The sequence below is a fragment of the Pseudomonas nitroreducens genome (assembly GCF_010994165.1).
In the GTDB taxonomy this organism is placed as follows: domain Bacteria; phylum Pseudomonadota; class Gammaproteobacteria; order Pseudomonadales; family Pseudomonadaceae; genus Pseudomonas; species Pseudomonas nitroreducens.
Map to the genome: position 1 here is coordinate 1,439,248 of NZ_WMBX01000001.1, position 16,427 is coordinate 1,455,674.

18 protein-coding genes are annotated in these 16,427 nt (G+C 65.2%); 11 read left to right on the forward strand and 7 right to left on the reverse strand.

Annotation, left to right across the window (positions count from 1 at the left end; all coding sequences use genetic code 11):
- Positions 1-151 precede the first annotated feature (151 nt).
- The gene (locus GJV37_RS06885) at positions 152-835 is read left to right on the forward strand and encodes an HAD-IB family phosphatase (protein ID WP_051445604.1); all 684 of its coding nucleotides are present in this window, start codon (positions 152-154) and stop codon (positions 833-835) included.
- Positions 836-890: 55 nt separating this feature from the next.
- A complete protein-coding gene (locus GJV37_RS06890; protein WP_170858427.1) occupies positions 891-1,931 on the forward strand; it encodes a TerC/Alx family metal homeostasis membrane protein in 1,041 nt (346 codons plus the stop codon).
- Positions 1,932-1,986: 55 nt separating this feature from the next.
- On the opposite strand, the gene GJV37_RS06895 is transcribed toward GJV37_RS06890, so the two are convergent.
- From GJV37_RS06895 to GJV37_RS06910, 4 genes are all read right to left on the reverse strand, one after another.
- Positions 1,987-2,508 (reverse strand): DUF3592 domain-containing protein, encoded by a 522-nt coding sequence (locus GJV37_RS06895; RefSeq protein WP_065085072.1) that lies wholly within the window; start codon positions 2,506-2,508, stop codon positions 1,987-1,989.
- A 143-nt stretch (positions 2,509-2,651) separates the two neighbouring features.
- Positions 2,652-3,062, reverse strand: coding sequence for a PA2817 family protein (locus GJV37_RS06900; protein WP_170858428.1), 411 nt, complete (start codon positions 3,060-3,062; stop codon positions 2,652-2,654).
- A 74-nt stretch (positions 3,063-3,136) separates the two neighbouring features.
- Positions 3,137-3,553 carry a PA2816 family glutamine-rich protein gene (locus tag GJV37_RS06905; RefSeq protein ID WP_193452250.1) on the reverse strand — a complete coding sequence of 139 codons (417 nt, stop codon included), beginning with the start codon at positions 3,551-3,553 and terminating at the stop codon, positions 3,137-3,139.
- Positions 3,554-3,672: 119 nt separating this feature from the next.
- Positions 3,673-6,165, reverse strand: a complete 2,493-nt coding sequence (locus GJV37_RS06910; RefSeq protein WP_193452251.1) for an acyl-CoA dehydrogenase — start codon at positions 6,163-6,165, stop codon at positions 3,673-3,675.
- Positions 6,166-6,405: 240 nt separating this feature from the next.
- Between GJV37_RS06910 and GJV37_RS06915 the strand changes: the two genes are divergently transcribed.
- From GJV37_RS06915 to GJV37_RS06930, 4 genes are all read left to right on the forward strand, one after another.
- The gene (locus GJV37_RS06915; RefSeq protein ID WP_038803516.1) at positions 6,406-7,065 is read left to right on the forward strand and encodes a transglutaminase-like domain-containing protein; all 660 of its coding nucleotides are present in this window, start codon (positions 6,406-6,408) and stop codon (positions 7,063-7,065) included.
- Between the two features lie 129 nt (positions 7,066-7,194).
- Complete coding sequence (locus GJV37_RS06920) at positions 7,195-7,812, forward strand: glutathione S-transferase (RefSeq protein WP_065085070.1); 618 nt, start codon at positions 7,195-7,197, stop codon at positions 7,810-7,812.
- Positions 7,813-7,918: 106 nt separating this feature from the next.
- Positions 7,919-8,851: an ABC transporter ATP-binding protein gene (locus GJV37_RS06925; protein WP_024763877.1), complete on the forward strand. Its 933-nt coding sequence runs from the start codon at positions 7,919-7,921 to the stop codon at positions 8,849-8,851.
- The gene (locus GJV37_RS06930; RefSeq protein WP_024763878.1) at positions 8,848-9,627 is read left to right on the forward strand and encodes an ABC transporter permease; all 780 of its coding nucleotides are present in this window, start codon (positions 8,848-8,850) and stop codon (positions 9,625-9,627) included. The genes GJV37_RS06925 and GJV37_RS06930 overlap by 4 nt, the downstream gene beginning before the upstream one ends.
- Positions 9,628-9,706: 79 nt before the next feature.
- On the opposite strand, the gene GJV37_RS06935 is transcribed toward GJV37_RS06930, so the two are convergent.
- Together GJV37_RS06935 and GJV37_RS06940 are read right to left on the reverse strand one after the other, a co-directional pair.
- Complete coding sequence (locus GJV37_RS06935; RefSeq protein WP_170858430.1) at positions 9,707-11,026, reverse strand: heavy metal sensor histidine kinase; 1,320 nt, start codon at positions 11,024-11,026, stop codon at positions 9,707-9,709.
- Positions 11,023-11,703, reverse strand: a complete 681-nt coding sequence (locus GJV37_RS06940) for a heavy metal response regulator transcription factor (RefSeq protein ID WP_024763880.1) — start codon at positions 11,701-11,703, stop codon at positions 11,023-11,025. Before GJV37_RS06940 ends, GJV37_RS06935 begins: the two co-directional genes overlap by 4 nt.
- 126 nt (positions 11,704-11,829) lie before the next feature.
- Here GJV37_RS06940 and GJV37_RS29650 point away from each other — a divergent pair, with 126 nt between their 5' ends.
- The 5 genes from GJV37_RS29650 (at position 11,830) to queF (ending at position 16,050) form a co-directional block, all read left to right on the forward strand.
- A complete protein-coding gene (locus tag GJV37_RS29650; protein ID WP_256576505.1) occupies positions 11,830-11,961 on the forward strand; it encodes a co-regulatory protein PtrA N-terminal domain-containing protein in 132 nt (43 codons plus the stop codon).
- A gap of 171 nt (positions 11,962-12,132) precedes the next feature.
- Positions 12,133-12,675, forward strand: a complete 543-nt coding sequence (gene copI / locus GJV37_RS06945; protein WP_170858431.1) for a copper-resistant cuproprotein CopI — start codon at positions 12,133-12,135, stop codon at positions 12,673-12,675.
- A gap of 10 nt (positions 12,676-12,685) precedes the next feature.
- Entirely contained in the window at positions 12,686-14,365 is a 1,680-nt protein-coding gene (locus GJV37_RS06950) for a copper resistance system multicopper oxidase (protein ID WP_170858432.1), read from the forward strand.
- 9 nt (positions 14,366-14,374) lie between these two features.
- Positions 14,375-15,082 carry a copper resistance protein B gene (locus GJV37_RS06955; protein WP_193452252.1) on the forward strand — a complete coding sequence of 236 codons (708 nt, stop codon included), beginning with the start codon at positions 14,375-14,377 and terminating at the stop codon, positions 15,080-15,082.
- A 137-nt stretch (positions 15,083-15,219) separates the two neighbouring features.
- Complete coding sequence (queF, locus tag GJV37_RS06960) at positions 15,220-16,050, forward strand: NADPH-dependent 7-cyano-7-deazaguanine reductase QueF (RefSeq protein ID WP_084357329.1); 831 nt, start codon at positions 15,220-15,222, stop codon at positions 16,048-16,050.
- A 70-nt stretch (positions 16,051-16,120) separates the two neighbouring features.
- Here queF and GJV37_RS06965 read toward each other — a convergent pair whose 3' ends face one another.
- The gene (locus GJV37_RS06965) at positions 16,121-16,384 is read right to left on the reverse strand and encodes a DUF4404 family protein (protein WP_024763885.1); all 264 of its coding nucleotides are present in this window, start codon (positions 16,382-16,384) and stop codon (positions 16,121-16,123) included.
- Between the last annotated feature and the right edge of the window lie 43 nt (positions 16,385-16,427).

Below are 16,427 nucleotides of genomic sequence, written 5' to 3' on the forward strand. Positions count from 1 at the left end.
GGATTCTCGTTTGTCGCCTCAGACAGGTACCAGAGAATGCCAGCGCTCGATCGTTGTGCGATGGAGCGGGGCTCGTTCGTGCCGCCTGTCGGCGGCGGGGATGGAGATTGTGGGGCGCTCAGGTGAGGTGGTCATGCGGATGTGGGAGTCAATGGATCGCCCCGAGTCTGGCCGCCATGGGCGTCAATCGAGCGCGGGCGGAGGCGGTGTCCTGTCGGTATTCGATTTCGACGGCACCTTGACCCGCCATGACAGCTTCCTGCCGTTCCTCTGGTTCGCCTTCGGTACGCTCGGATTCGTCCGACGCCTGCCCGCCATGCTGCTGCCGAGCCTGGCTTTCCTCTTGCGCCGGATCAGCCGCGATGAGCTAAAGGCGCGCCTCCTCGCGGTTTTTCTCGGAGGTATCGACGCGCAATGGCTTGCCGTCCGTGCGCAAGCCTACTGCCGGTTCGTCTGGGGCTACCTGCTGCGGCCGGAAGGGTTGCGCGGCGTGGCCGCAGAACTGGCGTCCGGGGCCGAAGTGACGCTTTGCTCGGCGTCCCCTGCGCTGGTGCTGCGACCTTTCGCCGAGCGCCTGGGCGTGGGGCTGATCGGCACCGAACTGGAGGTGATCGATGGCCGTATCACCGGCCGCATCGCCGGCGGCAATTGCCGCGCCGAGAACAAGGTGCTGCGCCTGCAGGCCAAGTACGGCCCCCTGACGGCTTACCGGCTGCGCGCCTGGGGCGACACCCAGGGCGACCATGCGCTGTTGCGCGCCGCACAGGACCCGCATTGGCGGGCCTTCCATCCGCGCTGGCGGCGAAAGATCGGCGCAGACCGGCCCGCCACCTGATCCGAAGGGTGGCCGGATCGATCCGGCCGACATTTCATTATCGAGAGTCGCAATCGTGGAACAGACACATATTGGTTTCCCCCCGTTGACCGTCGCGGTCTTTGTCGGGCTTGCCCTGGCGGCCCTTCTGCTGGACATGGTGAGCCACCGCGACAACAAGCCCATCTCCCTGGCGGGGGCGGCGGGCTGGTCAATCTTCTGGGTCGCCATTTCCCTGAGCTTCGCCGGGTTCCTTTACGTCCAGCATGGTTCCCAGGTGGCCAGTCTGTTCCTTACCGGCTATGCGCTGGAAAAGGTGCTGAGCGTCGACAATCTGTTCGTCTTCATCGCCATCTTCGCCTGGTTCAAGGTGCCGGATGGCCTGCGCCACCGCGTTCTGTACTGGGGAATCATCGGCGCCATCGTGTTCCGCGCCATCTTCGTGGCCATCGGTACGGGGCTGTTGGCGTTCGGTCCGTGGGTGGAGATCGTCTTTGCCGCGATCGTCGCCTGGACCGGCGTGATGATGCTCAGGGGTGGCGGCGACGATGACGGCGAGGAGGACTATTCCCGGCACCTGGCCTATCGCTTCGCCAGCAAGCTGTTCCCGGTCTGGCCGAAGCTGCTGGGCGGGCGTTTCTTCGTGGCGCGCAAGCAGCTCGAGGTGGAAGTGTGCAAGCCGGAGCACAAGGGCCTCAGCCTGGCCGCCAAGGGTGCGCTGTTTGCCACGCCACTGTTCCTCTGCCTGGTGGTGGTCGAGGTGTCGGACGTGCTGTTCGCCTTCGACTCGGTTCCGGCAGTGATCGCAGTGAGCCGCGAGCCGCTGATCGTCTACTCGGCCATGCTGTTCGCCATCCTCGGGCTGCGCACGCTGTATTTCGTGCTTGAAGCGCTCAAGCGCTACCTCGTGCACCTGGAGAAGTCGGTGGTGGTGCTGCTGTTCTTCATTGCCGCCAAGCTGGGGCTGAATGCCACGGATTCCCTGTTCCATCACGGCTACAGCATCGATGCCAACACCAGCCTGGTGGTCGTGCTGGCGGTCCTGGCGGTGGGGATTGTGGCGAGCCTGCTGTTCCCGCAGAAGGAGGAGGTCGAGGGGGAGGCTTCCGAACGCTGATCCTGCCCGGCATGAAAAAAAGCCCGCGAATGCGGGCTTTTCTCGTTGTGCCGGCTCAGGCTGCTGCTGGCTCCTCGCGGGGGACGAACAGGCGGCGGGTGGCCAGCAGGTGGATGATGAAGCCGATCAGCGCGGCCCCCAGCAGGCCCACGCCCAGGCGGGTGAACATGCCGCCGGTGTCGGAGAGGTCCTGGAGGCGGTCCAGGCGGTCGAAGTGCGCCGGGTCGGCGTTGGCGTAGGCGATCTGCAGCACGGTACCTTCGGGGTACTTGTCGGCGTTGCTACCGGCCACGTCGAAGCGGCCGATGTAGGGCTGGCCCTTCACTTCGAACTGGTAGGTGAAGTGGTACATCTCCTTGGTGCGCCCGCGACGGCCGCGCTCCTCGGTGACTTCGTCCAGCACCAGCGGCGCGCTGACCACGGAATGGTCGGCGAGGATGCGTTTTGCGCGCAGGTGGTCGCCGATGGCGGTAAGGCACATCACCACGACGAAGCCGATGGAGAAAAGGGTGCAGATGATGCTGGAGACGCGGCGGACCTTGTCGTGGGCCCCTTGCGAGATCTTGAAGCTGAGCATGACGTTCCCTGCCTTTGTTTGAATAAGTAACAAAAGGCTACGGGCGGGGCGCCCCGGGTGTCCTTGTCAGTTTGTCAACCGCGCGCGGCGGGCGCTGGACAGAATGTCCGTGGCGCGGCGGCAGTCGCCGCGCCAGGCGGGGATCAGTGCTTGGGCGCGTCGTCCGGCAGGGCCAGTACCTGCTTCTCGCGGTTCCAGTCGAAGGGTTCGCCGTTTTCTTCTGCTTCGAAGCGGCGCTCGTCGAGCTGCTGGTACATCTGCAGTTCTTCGTCGGGCATGAAATGCAGGCAGTCGCCGCCGAAGAACCACAGCAGGTCGCGCGGCACCAGGTGGGCGATCTGCGGGTAACGGTGGAAGACCTGGCTGATCAGGTCCTGGCCCAGGTATTGGGCGCCTTCGGGGTCGCGCGGCAATTCCAGCATCAGTTCGTCGAACCGTTCCAGGAACAGGCCGTGGTTGTCCTCGGGAACCTGCTCGGCTTCGCCCAGCGCGCCGAGGATCATGCGCAGGTGGTTGAGCAGGGCAATGTGGTGGTCGAGATAGGCGCTGGCCATGGGAGTTCCTCTGGAGCTGTATTCAAACGGCTGCGGAGTATATCGGGTTTCGCCCGTGCTGCCGCCGGGGATGATCAGCGGATCGGGCGCATCTGGATCTGCCGGCGCTGGTTGTCGATCTGCTGGCGCTGCTGGTCGAGGATGCGTTGCTGCTGTTGCAGTTGGTCCTGCTGCAGCTCGCTCTTCTGCCGCTGGATCATCTGGTCGCTCTGCCGCCGCTGTTCGTCCCAGCGGCGTTGGCTGTCCTGCTGGCGCTTGAGGTTGTCCTGCTGTATCTGCAGGCGCTGGTCCTCGTAGTTCAGGCGCTGGCGGTCCAGTTCGTTCTGCCGTAGCTCGGACTGGCGGCGCAGGCTGTCCTGCTGTTGCTGGATGGGGTCGATGAGCGGACTGGGCGTGGGGGCCGGGCGCGGGCGGCTGGGATAGAGCCAGGGATCGGCCTGGGCGGCGCCGACGAGGAAGATCGCCAGCAGCGGAAGGAGGAATCGGCGCATGGGAGGTATCTCCATGACAGGGTTGCCCCCAGTGTGCACCTGATCATTGCGCTCGGCATTGCTTTGCGTCGGACAAGGAAAAGGGCGCCCGAAGGCGCCCTATGCGTGAAGCCTGTAGATCAGTCTGTGGTGGTGGTCGGTTTGCTCGCCGGCTTCTCCTTGTTCGATTTCTCGCTGGCGGATGTCTTTCCGGCCAGTTCTTCCTTGGAGAAATCGTCCACATCGATCACCGCCCGGCGGGCGCGCTCGGCGGCATGCAGGGTTTCAGCCTCGGTCGCCTCCAGCACGCCGGCCTCGCGGGCGGCGTCGATGGGCGATTGGCCTGGCTTGGGATCAACGCCGTGTTCCTTGAGGGCCTTGTGCAGTTTCTTCTGCAGCGGTGCGGCGGCGGCAAGTTGGTCGTAGGCGATGGTGAGCTTGGCGACCGGATCGTCCTCTCCGCTGGGCAGGTAGGCGCCGGCAAGGATCGCCTGCAGCGCCGGGTCGCTCAGCGGGCGGCCGAGGATATCGGCGATCTCGGCATCCAGCGCATCGCCAGGGCCACGGTGGCGGCGGCCCAGCGGCAGCACGAGCACGCGCAGCAGGCAGGCGAAGGCACGGTTGGGGAAGTTGTCGATCAGGTCGGCCAACGCCGCTTCGGCCTTCTCCAGGTTTTCCTCCATGGCCCAGCGCAGCAGCGGGTGGAGGTAATCCGGGTTATCCAGGTCGTGGTAGCGCTTGAGCGCGGCGGAGCCCAGGTACAGGTGGCTCAGCGCATCGCCCAGGCGCGCCGACAGGCGCTCGCGGCGCTTCAGCTCGCCGCCGAGCATCATCATGCTGAAGTCGGCGAGCAGGGCAAAGGAGGCGGCGAGACGGTTCAGCGCGCGGTAGTACGGGCGGCTGACGCGGTCGCCCGGCACCTGGTCGAAGCTGCCGAAGCCCAGGCCCAGCAGCAGGCTGCTGGCGGCGTTGCCGACGGCGAAGCCGATGTGGTCGAGCAGCAGTTCGTCGAACTCGCGCTCGGCCTGGTCCTGGTCTTCGCGGCGGGCCAGTTCCATTTCCTTCAGGACGTATGGATGGCAGCGGATGGCGCCCTGGCCGAAGATCATCAGGTTGCGCGAGAGGATGTTGGCGCCCTCGACGGTGATGAAGATCGGCGCGGCCTGCCAGGAGCGGCCCAGGTAGTTGTTCGGGCCCAGGATGATGCCCTTGCCGCCGTGGATATCCATGGCGTGGGCGATGCACTCGCGGCCGCGTTCGGTCAGGTGGTACTTGAGGATGGCCGAGAGCACCGAGGGCTTCTCGCCCAGGTCGACCGCGTTGGCGGTGAGGATGCGCGCGCTGTCCATCAGCCAGGCGTTGCCGCCGATGCGCGCGAGCGCTTCCTGGATGCCCTCGAAGGCCGACAGCGGCACGTTGAACTGCTCGCGTACCTGCGCATAGCGACCGCTGACGTAGCTGCCGGCCTTGGCGGCGCTGGTGCCCACCGCCGGCAGGGAGATCGAGCGCCCCACGGACAGGCAGTTCATCAGCATCATCCAGCCTTTGCCGATCATTTCCTGGCCGCCGATGATGTAGTCCAGCGGCACGAATACATCCTTGCCGGAGTTGGGGCCGTTCATGAAGGCGGCGCCCAGCGGCACGTGGCGGCGGCCGATCTGCACGCCGTCGGTGTCGGTGGGGATCAGCGCCAGGGTGATGCCGAGGTCTTCTTCCTCGCCCAGCAGGTGGTCCGGGTCATGGCACTTGAACGCCAGGCCGAGGAGGGTGGCGACGGGGCCAAGGGTGATGTAGCGCTTTTCCCAGGTCAGGCGCAGGCCGAGGACTTCCTGGCCTTCCCACTGGCCCTTGCAGACCACGCCGACGTCGGTCATGCCGCCGGCATCGGAACCGGCCTGCGGGCTGGTCAGGGCGAAGCAGGGGATTTCTGCGCCGGTGGCCAGGCGCGGCAGGTAGCGCTGGCGCTGGGGGTCGGTGCCGTAGTGCAGCAGCAGTTCGGCCGGGCCGAGGGAGTTGGGCACCATCACGGTGGAGGCGAGGTCGCCGCTGCGGGTGGCGAGTTTCATTACCACCTGGGAGTGGGCGAAGGCGGAGAAGCCCTTGCCGCCGTATTCCTTGGGAATGATCAGGCCGAAGAAGCCCTGGTCCTTGATGAAGGCCCAGGCCTCGGGCGGCAGGTCCATGTCCTTGCCGACCTGGTAGTCGTTGATCATCGCGCAGAGCTGTTCGGTGGGGCCGTCGACGAACGCCTGCTCCTCCTCGGTCAACTGCGCGCGGGGATAGGCGAGCAGGGTATGCCAGTCCGGGCGGCCGCTGAACAGTTGGCCGTCCCACCAGACCGTGCCGGCCTCGATGGCCTCGCGTTCAGTCTCGGACATCGGCGGCAGGGTCTTCTTGAACCAGGCGAACAGCCGCGAGGTGAACAGGCTGCGGCGCAGGTCGGTGGCGAGAATCGTCACCGCGACCACGGCCCAGATCAGCCAGAACAGCACCATCCAGCCGTGGGCGTGGCTGAACAGGCTCATCAGCACGAGGTACACGGCGACGATGCCGAGGGCCTTGAGCGGCGAGGCGCGGCGGTGCGCGAGCCAGGCAACGCCGAGGATCAGGACGAGTAACCAGACGAGCAGCATGCGGATTCCTCCATGACAGCCCGCCCCGGCGGCAGCGCGCCGTGGTGGGCTTGGTGACGAACAATGCGCGCGCAAAGCGACGGGCGTGAACACCCTTCACAATGCACCGGAAGCTTAGCTGGCCGAGCGGGACCGATGGCCGCATGGCCGGACAGCTTGGCCGGATCGCCTTGTCGGGGAGTCGATCCGGCTGGTTAGACTGGTGGCGCCATCAAGGACGACCAGCCCGGAGACAGAGCCATGCAGCAGTACCTCAAGCCCAGCCGCTTCGTTGATAGTGACCACCCCGGGGTAATCGAGTTCGCTCTAAATCATCGGGGCGACGGCGGTACGCCGCTGGAGCAGGCGGTGGCGCTCTATTACGCGGTGCGCGACGGGATTCGCTACAACCCCTACGTGTTCAGCCGCGACCCGCAGACCCTCAAGGGCAGTCACGCCCTGGAAAGCGGGCAGTCCTACTGCGTGCCCAAGGCCACGTTGCTGGCCGCTTGCGCCCGGCACTGCGGGATTCCCGCGCGCATTGGCCTGGCCGATGTGAAGAACCACCTGGCCACGCCGCGCCTGCTGGAGTTGCTGCGCAGCGAGGTATTCGCCATGCACGGCTACACCGAGCTGTTCCTCGAAGGCCGCTGGGTAAAGGCCACGCCGGCCTTCGATATCGGCCTGTGCGAGGCCTTCGGCGTGCTGCCGCTGGAGTTCGACGGGCGCAACGACAGCGTCTTCCACCCGTTCAATCGCGACGGCGAGCGGCATATGGAATACCTGCGCGACCACGGGCAGTTCCCCGACGTGCCCGAGGCGTTTTTCTTCGGTTACCTCCGGCAGTGTTACCCGCATCTGTTCACCGGTGAAGACGCACCGCTGCAGGGCGACATGCGCAGTGAAGCAGCCAAAGCATGAACGCAATCGATAGTGACCATCAGTAGCTGTGTCTTTTTTCCTCGCGCCGTTGCCGGTAGTGTGCCGTCATCCGAAATCGCGTCCGTTGGGCGCGTGACCATCGAATGACGACCACAAGAGGGGCGCAGTATGCTGAAGATCTGGGGCCGGAAGAATTCCTCCAACGTGCGCAAGGTGCTCTGGTGCGCGGAGGAGGCGGGTCTGGCCTATGAGCGGATCGACGCCGGCGGCGCGTTCGGTGTGGTCAATGACGCGCCTTATCGTGCCCTGAACCCCAATGGCGTGGTGCCGACCCTGGAGGATGAGGGCTTCGTCCTCTGGGAGTCCAACACCATCGTCCGCTACCTCGCCGCGCGCTACGCCCCGGACCTGTACCCGCAGGACCTGCAGCAGCGCGCCAGCGCCGAGAAGTGGATGGACTGGACCACCTCGTCCCTGGCCGCGCCGTTCCGCACCGTATTCTGGGGGACCGTGCGCACCCCGCCGGAACAGCGCGACCCGGCTGCCATCCAGGCTGCCCTCGATATCTGCGCGGGTCTGTTGGCAATTCCCGAGGCGGTGCTGGCAAAGCAGTCATACCTGTCTGGCGAACAGTTCGGTATCGGCGATATTCCTCTGGGCTGCTTCATCTATGCTTGGTTCGAAATGCCCATCGAGCGCCCGGCGCAGCCGCATCTCAAGGCCTGGTACGAGCGCCTGAAGGCACGCCCGGCCTACCGTGACGCCGTGATGACCGAACTGACCTGAGTCCCTGCGCGTGCCCCGAAGGTTGCAATCCTCGCGGCGTGCCCTTATCAAGCAGGCCTTTTTCCAGAGACGTGCGTCTTTCCACCGACTTGCAACGGGAAAACCCATGAGTTCCGCGCTGTCCATCCGTCAACTGACGAAGACCTACGGCAACGGCTTCCAGGCCCTCAAGGGCATCGATCTGGACGTCGCCGAGGGCGATTTCTTTGCCTTGCTGGGCCCCAATGGCGCCGGCAAATCCACCACCATTGGCATCCTCTCCACCCTGGTGAACAAGACCAGCGGCACGGTCAATGTGTTCGGCCATGACCTGGACAAGGATCCCTACGGCTTGAAGCGCTGCCTGGGCGTGGTGCCCCAGGAATTCAACTTCAACCAGTTCGAGAAGGTGTTCGACATCGTCGTCACCCAGGCCGGCTACTACGGCATCCCGATGAGCGTGGCCAAGGGGCGCGCCGAGAAGTACCTGACCCAGCTGGGCCTGTGGGACAAGCGCAACTCCGCCTCCCGCGAGCTCTCCGGTGGCATGAAGCGCCGCCTGATGATCGCCCGCGCGCTGGTCCACGAGCCGCGCCTGCTGATCCTCGACGAACCCACCGCCGGCGTGGACATCGAACTGCGCCGCTCGATGTGGAACTTCCTTACCGAGCTCAACGGCGAAGGCATCAGCATCATCCTCACCACGCACTACCTGGAAGAGGCCGAGCAGCTGTGCCGCAACATCGCGATCATCGACCACGGCACCATCGTGGAGAACACCAGCATGCGCAAGCTGTTGAACAAGCTGCATGTGGAGACTTTCTACCTCGACCTGCAGGGCACGCTCAGCGAGACGCCCAGGCTCGACGGCTATCCGGCGCGGCTGGTGGATGACCACACCCTGGAAGTGCAGGTGGACAAATCCCTGGGGATCAACGGTCTGTTCGTCCAGCTCAATGCCCAGGGCGTGCAGATCCTGAGCCTGCGCAACAAGAGCAACCGGCTGGAGGAGCTGTTCGTGTCGCTGGTGGAGAAGAATCTGTCGAAGGTGGCGGTATGAGTCACGAACTGCGCGCCAACTGGGTCGCCCTCAACACCATCGTCTACCGCGAAGTCCGCCGCTTCCTGCGCATCTGGCCGCAGACCCTGCTGCCGCCGGCGATCACCATGGTTCTGTACTTCGTCATCTTCGGCAACCTGATCGGCCGGCAGATCGGCGATATGGGCGGCTTTACCTACATGCAGTACATCGTGCCCGGCCTGATCATGATGTCGGTGATCACCAACTCGTACGGCAACGTGGTGTCGAGCTTCTTCGGCAGCAAGTTCCAGCGCAACATCGAGGAGTTGCTGGTGTCGCCGGTGTCGCCGCACACCATCCTCCTCGGCTTCGTCTGCGGTGGTGTTCTGCGCGGATTGGCGGTGGGCGTGATCGTCACCATTCTGTCGCTGTTCTTCACCGACCTGCAGATCCACCACCTGGGCATCACCGTTCTGGTGGTGGTGCTGACGGCGGCGATCTTCTCCATGGGTGGCTTCGTCAACGCGGTATTCGCCCGTAATTTCGACGATATCTCGATTATCCCGACCTTCGTGCTGACGCCGCTGACCTACCTGGGTGGGGTGTTCTACTCGATCACGCTGCTGCCGCCGTTCTGGCAGACCGTGTCGCTGGCGAACCCGATCCTGCACATGGTCAATGCCTTCCGCTATGGCATTCTCGGGGTGTCGGACATCCGCATCGGCACCGCGGTGATCTTCATGCTGGTGGCTACCGTGCTGCTCTACGTGTTCTGCGTGCGCCTGCTGGTGAGCGGGCGTGGGATGCGCCAGTGAGTGACGCATTGCGCTGATGCCAAAAGGCCCCGGTTGGGGCCTTTTTCTTTTCTGGCTCATCAACTTTGCAGGAGCGCAGCTATAGGTCTGGAAAGTCGATGACGAACCGCGTCCACCCCTGCGCCGACTCGCAACGAATCTCCCCGCCATGGGCGCGGATGATGGAGCGACAGATCGCCAACCCCAGTCCGGCGTGCTCGCCCTGGCCCTCGCGGCGGGCCGGGTCGGCGCGGTAGAAACGGTCGAACAGGCGCGGCAGGCGCGCGGCGGGAATCTCCCGGCCGGGGTTTTCCACGCTCAGGCGGCCCGGCTCCAGGCGTACGCGAATCTGCCCGCCGTCCGGGGTGAAGCGCAGGGCGTTGTCCAGCAGGTTGGCCAGTACCCTGCGCAGCAAGGCACGGTCGCCTTGTACCGACAGCTCGCCGTCGCGCTCCAGGCGAATGGATTTTTCCTCGGCCAGCGGTCCGTAGAACTCCAGCAGTTCGTCCACTTCGGCGGCCAGAGCCAGAACCTGGCGGTTCGGCGCGAGCAGGCCGTGGTCGGCCTTGGCCAGGAACAGCATGTCATTGACCATCGCGGTGAGCCGTTCCAGCTCCTCCAGGTTGCCGTGCAGCGCTTCGCGGTAATCCTCCAGACCGCGCGAGCGCGCGAGCACTACCTGGGTCTGGGTCAGCAGCCCGGTCAGGGGCGTGCGCAGCTCGTGGGCGATGTCGGCGGAGAAGGCCGACAGGCGCTGGAAGGCTTCTTCCAGGCGCGCCAGCATCGCGTTCAGTTCGCCGGCCAGGCCGCGCAGCTCCTGCGGCATCTGCCCGGCGTCGAGGCGGGTCGTCAGCGAGTGCGCGCTGACCTGGGCCGCCACTTCGCTCATGCGCCGCAAGGGGCGCAGGCTGGCGCGGGCCGCCCAGGCGCCAAGCAGCGCGGTGGCCAGGGCGGAGAAACCCATGGTCATCCAGATCAGGCGCTGCATGCGCTGCAGGAAGTGCTGGTGATGGGTGATGTCGAGGATCAGGGTGAGTTGCGCACCCTGCGGATTCCCGGCATCCAGCGGCGCTTGCAGTTCGCGGTAGGCGGGGGCTTCGTCGCTGGCCATGTTCATGGCGGGCAGTTGCCAGAACCAGCGTTGGCCGTCAGGGCCCTGCAGGCGCAGGCCGAGGTCGGGATGGCGCTCCAGTTCGCGGCGCAGTTCGGCGTCGTGGGGGGCGAGTTGTTCAGCACTGCCGACACCATTCAGTACGTCGCGGAAGATCGCCAGCTTGCCGCTCAGCAACTGCTGGTCCAGTTCGATGAAGTGTGCCTCGCTGGCGCGGCTGAAAATGAGGCCGGCCAGCAACGACACGGCGGCGGTGCAGGCGGCGAACAGCAGGCTCAGGCGCAGGCCGAGGGAGAGGCGGGCACTCATGCTTCGCGCTCTTCCAGCACGTAACCCATGCCGCGCACGGTGTGGATCAGGCGTTGCGGGAAGTCGTCGTCGACCTTGGCGCGCAGGCGGCGGATGGCGACCTCGATGACGTTGGTGTCGCTGTCGAAATTCATGTCCCACACCTGGGAGGCGATCAGCGACTTGGGCAGCACCTCGCCGCTGCGGCGCAGCAGCAATTCCAGCAGGGCGAACTCCTTGGCGGTCAGGTCGATGCGCTTGCCGGCGCGCTGTACGCGGCGGCGCAGCAGGTCAAGCTCCAGGTCGGCCAGTTGCAGGGTGGTTTCCTGAATCTGCTGGCCGCCGCGGCGCAGCAGGGTGCGGACGCGGGCGAGCAGTTCGACGAAGGCGAAGGGTTTCACCAGGTAATCGTCGGCACCCAGTTCCAGGCCGCGCACGCGGTCTTCCACGGCGTCGCGGGCGGTGAGGAACAGCACCGGCACCGCGCTGCCGGCCTGGCGCACCGCCTGGAGGATCTGCCAGCCGTCGCGGCCGGGCAGCATCACGTCGAGGATCAGCAGGTCGTGCTCGGCGGCCAGGGCCAGTTGCAGCCCCTCGTCGCCATCGGCGGTCAGGTCGACGGCGAAGCCGGCCTCGCTCAGGCCCTGTTGCAGGTACTGGCCGATGCGGGGTTCGTCTTCGACGATGAGGAGTTTCATCCGGGTATCCATTCAGGCGCTCGGGGCGCGGCTGTCCTCAAGGTAATGGGGCGGTCAGCGAACTGACAGTGTCGGTATCGCAGACTGGCAGCGCATTCATTTTCAAGCGTCATTGAGGAGGCTGCCATGCACCTGATCATCTCCACGCTGTTTGCCGTGCTGTTGTTCCCCGTCACGCCAGCCTGGGCTGACGGAGGAGGGGACATCACCTTCCAGCGCATGCAGGAACAGGCCGCCAAGGCGCGCCAGGTCTGCTGATTTCGCTTCATCGTGCTGCCCCTTGCCCGCCCTTCGGCGGGCTTTTTTCGCCCTCTTTATACCCGGTATCGGGCAAGCGAGCGCCAAGCTGACAGAGTTGTAATCTTCCCGACAGGTAACCCTCAGCCGCCGACAGCGACCATGGCCACCATTCCAGAAAGGAGATTCGCCATGTCCCTGCGTCATCTGCTCCACGCTTCCGCCCTCGGCCTCGCCGCCGCTTTCAGCCTGCCGGCCCTGGCCGATACCGGGCACACCTACGACTTCGGCAAGCCGGCCCAGGCCGCCCAGGCCACCCGCACCGTGGAGATCAAGCTGGGCGAGATGTTCTTCGAGCCGGAGAGCATCGACGTGAAGCCGGGCGAGACCGTGCGCTTCGTCATCCACAACACGGGCAGCCTGCTGCACGAATTCAACCTGGGAAGCGCCGCCATGCACGCCGGCCACCAGAAGGAAATGCAGCAGATGATGGATACCGGGATGCTCACGCCCACCGGCATGCAGCACGACATGAGCCAGATGGACCACAGCAAGATGGGCCATGGCGACATGCCGATGATGAAGCACGACGATCCCAACAGCGTGCTGGTGGAGCCGGGCAAGAGCGCCGAACTGACCTGGACCTTCAGCAAGGCCACCAGCCTGGAGTTCGCCTGCAACATTCCGGGGCATTACCAGGCTGGCATGGTCGGCAAACTGACCGTCAAGCCTTGAGCGCGCCAAGATGATTCGCGCAAGGGATTGGGCTCTGGGGGCGCTGCTGCTGGCACCGTTGGCGGTGCAGGCGGGCGTGTATGACCTGACGATTGGCGAGGGCGAGTTGAAACTGTCCGATGGCGCACGCAAGGCGCTCACCGTGAACGGCCGGACGCCCGCGCCGGAGTTGCGTTTCAAGGAGGGCGAGGACGTCGAATTGCGCGTCACCAACACCCTCGATCGCGACACCTCGCTGCACTGGCACGGGCTGATCCTGCCCTACACCCAGGATGGCGTGCCGGGCATCAGCTTTCCGGGTATCAAGCCCGGCGAGACCTTCACCTACCGTTTCACCGTGAAGCAGTCCGGCACCTATTGGTACCACGCCCACAGCGACTTCCAGGAAATCGAGGGCCTCTATGGCCCACTGGTGATCGAACCGAAGTCGCGCGAGCCCTACCGCTATGACCGCGAGTACACCTTGCTGCTCGCGGACTGGCACGACACGAAGCCGGAAACCGTGTTCGCCAACCTGAAGAAGCAGAGCGACTACTACAACCATAACCAGCGAACCCTGGGGGATTTCATCGCCGACTCCAGTGCGAATGGTTTTCTGGCGACCCTGCGCGACCGCCTGGACTGGGGCGGCATGCGCATGACACCGACGGACATCGCCGACATCGCCGGCTTTCGCTTCCTGGTCAATGGTCAGGACAGCGAACAGAACTGGACCGGCCGGTTCAAGCCTGGCGAGCGAGTGCGCCTGCGCCTCATCAACGGCTCGGGCATGAGCTATTTCGACTTGCGCATTCCCGGCCTGAAGATGACTGTGGTGCAGGCCGACGGCAACGACGTGCAGCCGGTGACGGTGGACGAACTGCGTATCGCCGTGGCCGAAACCTATGACGTGATTGTCCAGCCGCAGGAAGACCGCGCCTACACCTTCTTCGCCGAAGCGATGGACCGCAGCGGATACGCCCGTGCCACCCTGACGCCGCGCGAGGGGCTGGTCGCCGAGGTGCCGGTTCTGCGCGAGCGGCCGTTGCTGACCATGGCCGATATGGGCATGAGCCACGGAGGCATGGATCACGGCAGCATGGCGATGGGACATCCGGAAGGTTCGGACATGGCCGGCGTGGATCACTCCAAAATGGCCGGCATGGATCATTCGCAGATGGCTGGGATGGATCATTCGACCATGGGCGCCGCGGCGCCGAAGTCCGACTACGCCCCCGGCAGCGGTCTGACCCCGCAACCGGCCGAGCCGGGCAATCGCCTGCTGGTCTACGCGGACCTGAAAGCCATGCGTCCCTACGCCGACTACCGTGCGCCGGATCGCACCATCGAGTTTCGCCTGACCGGCAACATGGAGCGCTACTTCTGGTCCATCGACGGCAAGAAGTACTCCGAGGCCGCGCCGATCCGCCTGACCTACGGCGAGCGCGTGCGCATCCGCTTCGTCAACGACACCATGATGACCCACCCCATGCACCTGCACGGCATGTGGATGCAGCTGGACAAGGGCAATGGCCGCTTCAACCCGCTCAAGCATGTGGTCAGCGTGGCGCCGGGCAGCACCCTGGACGTCGACGTACCGGCCGACGCGCTGGGCGAGTGGGCCTTCCACTGCCACCTGATCTACCACATGGCCGCCGGCATGATGCGCAAGGTCATCGTCGAGCCGGCACCCGCCAGCGCCAGCCTCTGAGGACCCGCCATGAAACGCATTGCAACGGTGGCCTGCGCGGCGACCCTGGGCCTGGCCTTGCCCGCAGAAAGTGCCGAGATGGACGACATGCCGATGGGCTCGCTGCTGATCCAGCGCCTGGAAAGCCGCTTCCACGGCAACGACCAGGCCCTGGGCTGGGAAGCCCAGGGCTGGTACGGCACCGATTACCAGAAGCTCCGTCTGAAGCTGGAAGGCGAGCGCGATGCCGGCGGCCCGACCACCGACAATGAGGTGCAGTTGCTCTACCAGCGAATGGTCGCGGATTTCTGGGACTGGCAGGTGGGTGTGCGCCATGACGACCAGCCGGGACCGTCACGTACTTACGCCGTGCTGGGTATCCAGGGCCTGGCACCGCAGTGGTTCGAGGTAGACGCCAACCTGTTTCTCAGCGAGCGCGGCGATCCATCCCTGCGCCTGGAGACCGAGTATGAGCTGCTGCTGACCCAGCGGCTGATCCTCGAGCCATCGCTGGAATACAACCTGGCGCTGGCCAATGACCGGGATATCGGCGTGGGCGCGGGCGGCAGCGAGCTGGAGGCGGGTTTGCGCCTGCGCTACGAAATCCGTCGCGAGTTCGCCCCTTATTTCGGCTATGTCTGGAGCAAGACCTATGGCCGCAGCGGCGACATCGCCCGCGCCGAAGGCGAGGATGACGAGGAGGGCTACTGGGTCGCGGGCGTGCGGATGTGGTTCTGATGGCAAGCTCGCTCCTACAGGGCGGGTGTCGCGGCGAAGGGCCTGGTTCGTCCGCCGGCTGCTGAAAGGCGAGGCGGATTTGTATACACTCGCCGCCTCGCGCCACCGCCCGCAACGTCGATCCAGCAGGTCCTCACATGCAGCATCCCGCCGAACACTCGCCCCTGGGCAAATCCAGCGAATACGTCTCCACCTACGCGCCGGAGCTGCTCTTCCCGATCTCGCGCTCCACCAAGTGGGCGGAGCTGGGCCTGACCGCGGACACCCTGCCGTACCAGGGCGTGGACCTGTGGAACTGCTATGAGCTGTCCTGGCTGACCGCATCGGGCAAGCCGGTGGTGGCCATCGGCGAGTTCTCGATCCCGGCGCAGTCGCCTAACATCATCGAGTCCAAGTCCTTCAAGCTCTACCTCAACTCGCTGAACCAGACCGCCTTCGACAGCGCCGAAGCCGTGCGTGCGGTGATGGAGCGCGACTTGTCTACCGCCGCTGGCGCGCCGGTCGGTGTGCGCGTACGCAGCCTGGACGAAGTGGCAGGCGAGGGCGTTGCCGTCATCGAAGGCACCTGTGTCGATGATCTGGACGTTGCGGTGGAGAGCTACGACCACCCGCGCCCGGAACTGCTGAGCTGCGATGACACTCGTCGCGTCGACGAAGTGCTCTACAGCCACCTGCTCAAATCCAACTGCCCGGTCACCGGCCAGCCGGACTGGGGCACCCTGGTGGTCGAGTACGCCGGCCCGGCGCTGGATGCCGCAAGCCTGCTGGCCTACGTCGTCTCGTTCCGCCAGCACCAGGACTTCCACGAACAGTGCGTCGAGCGCATCTACCTCGACCTGCAGCGCCTGCTGCAGCCGACTCGCCTGACCGTCTATGCACGCTACGTGCGCCGTGGTGGGCTGGACATCAACCCGTACCGCAGCAGCGAAGCCGTGCAGCCGGACAATCGCCGGCTGGTGCGTCAGTAGTTGCTGGCGCGCCTGTCAATCGCGGATACAAAAAACCCGGCCATGGCCGGGTTTTTCATGTCTGGGAGCTTCAGATGCCCATGTTCGCCAGGCTCTGCACGATGGAGCGAAGCGTGCCGGCCAAGGTCGGATGGCTCGCCTCGAAGCGCTCGACGGCCAGGTTGACGTTGTCCATCAGGGTCTCGTCGGCCAGCGCCTCTTCGTTGGCCAACTGCAATTCGATGTCCTTGATCAGGGCTTGCAGCGATTCGCGCTCCTCCGCGTTCAACGGCGGCTGGCGCTCCAGCTGGTCGCGCAGGGCCTGAAGTTCTTCCTGGAGGCGTTGTGTCGGCATGGTGGTGTCCTTCTGCGGTACGTACCCAAAGATGGACCTCGCC

Excerpts from the sequence above, each read along its gene's own strand:
- queF (WP_084357329.1), top strand. The coding sequence starts at position 15,220 with ATGCAGCATCCCGCCGAACACTCGCCCCTGGGCAAATCCAGCGAATAC.
- GJV37_RS06905 (WP_193452250.1), bottom strand. The coding sequence starts at position 3,553 with ATGCGCCGATTCCTCCTTCCGCTGCTGGCGATCTTCCTCGTCGGCGCC.
- GJV37_RS06940 (WP_024763880.1), bottom strand. The coding sequence starts at position 11,703 with ATGAAACTCCTCATCGTCGAAGACGAACCCCGCATCGGCCAGTACCTG.
- GJV37_RS06925 (WP_024763877.1), top strand. The coding sequence starts at position 7,919 with ATGAGTTCCGCGCTGTCCATCCGTCAACTGACGAAGACCTACGGCAAC.
- GJV37_RS29650 (WP_256576505.1), top strand. The coding sequence starts at position 11,830 with ATGCACCTGATCATCTCCACGCTGTTTGCCGTGCTGTTGTTCCCCGTC.
- GJV37_RS06935 (WP_170858430.1), bottom strand. The coding sequence starts at position 11,026 with ATGAGTGCCCGCCTCTCCCTCGGCCTGCGCCTGAGCCTGCTGTTCGCC.
- GJV37_RS06920 (WP_065085070.1), top strand. The coding sequence starts at position 7,195 with ATGCTGAAGATCTGGGGCCGGAAGAATTCCTCCAACGTGCGCAAGGTG.
- copI (WP_170858431.1), top strand. The coding sequence starts at position 12,133 with ATGTCCCTGCGTCATCTGCTCCACGCTTCCGCCCTCGGCCTCGCCGCC.
- GJV37_RS06885 (WP_051445604.1), top strand. The coding sequence starts at position 152 with ATGGATCGCCCCGAGTCTGGCCGCCATGGGCGTCAATCGAGCGCGGGC.
- GJV37_RS06930 (WP_024763878.1), top strand. The coding sequence starts at position 8,848 with ATGAGTCACGAACTGCGCGCCAACTGGGTCGCCCTCAACACCATCGTC.
- GJV37_RS06910 (WP_193452251.1), bottom strand. The coding sequence starts at position 6,165 with ATGCTGCTCGTCTGGTTACTCGTCCTGATCCTCGGCGTTGCCTGGCTC.
- GJV37_RS06915 (WP_038803516.1), top strand. The coding sequence starts at position 6,406 with ATGCAGCAGTACCTCAAGCCCAGCCGCTTCGTTGATAGTGACCACCCC.
- GJV37_RS06950 (WP_170858432.1), top strand. The coding sequence starts at position 12,686 with ATGATTCGCGCAAGGGATTGGGCTCTGGGGGCGCTGCTGCTGGCACCG.
- GJV37_RS06900 (WP_170858428.1), bottom strand. The coding sequence starts at position 3,062 with ATGGCCAGCGCCTATCTCGACCACCACATTGCCCTGCTCAACCACCTG.
- GJV37_RS06965 (WP_024763885.1), bottom strand. The coding sequence starts at position 16,384 with ATGCCGACACAACGCCTCCAGGAAGAACTTCAGGCCCTGCGCGACCAG.
- GJV37_RS06895 (WP_065085072.1), bottom strand. The coding sequence starts at position 2,508 with ATGCTCAGCTTCAAGATCTCGCAAGGGGCCCACGACAAGGTCCGCCGC.
- GJV37_RS06955 (WP_193452252.1), top strand. The coding sequence starts at position 14,375 with ATGAAACGCATTGCAACGGTGGCCTGCGCGGCGACCCTGGGCCTGGCC.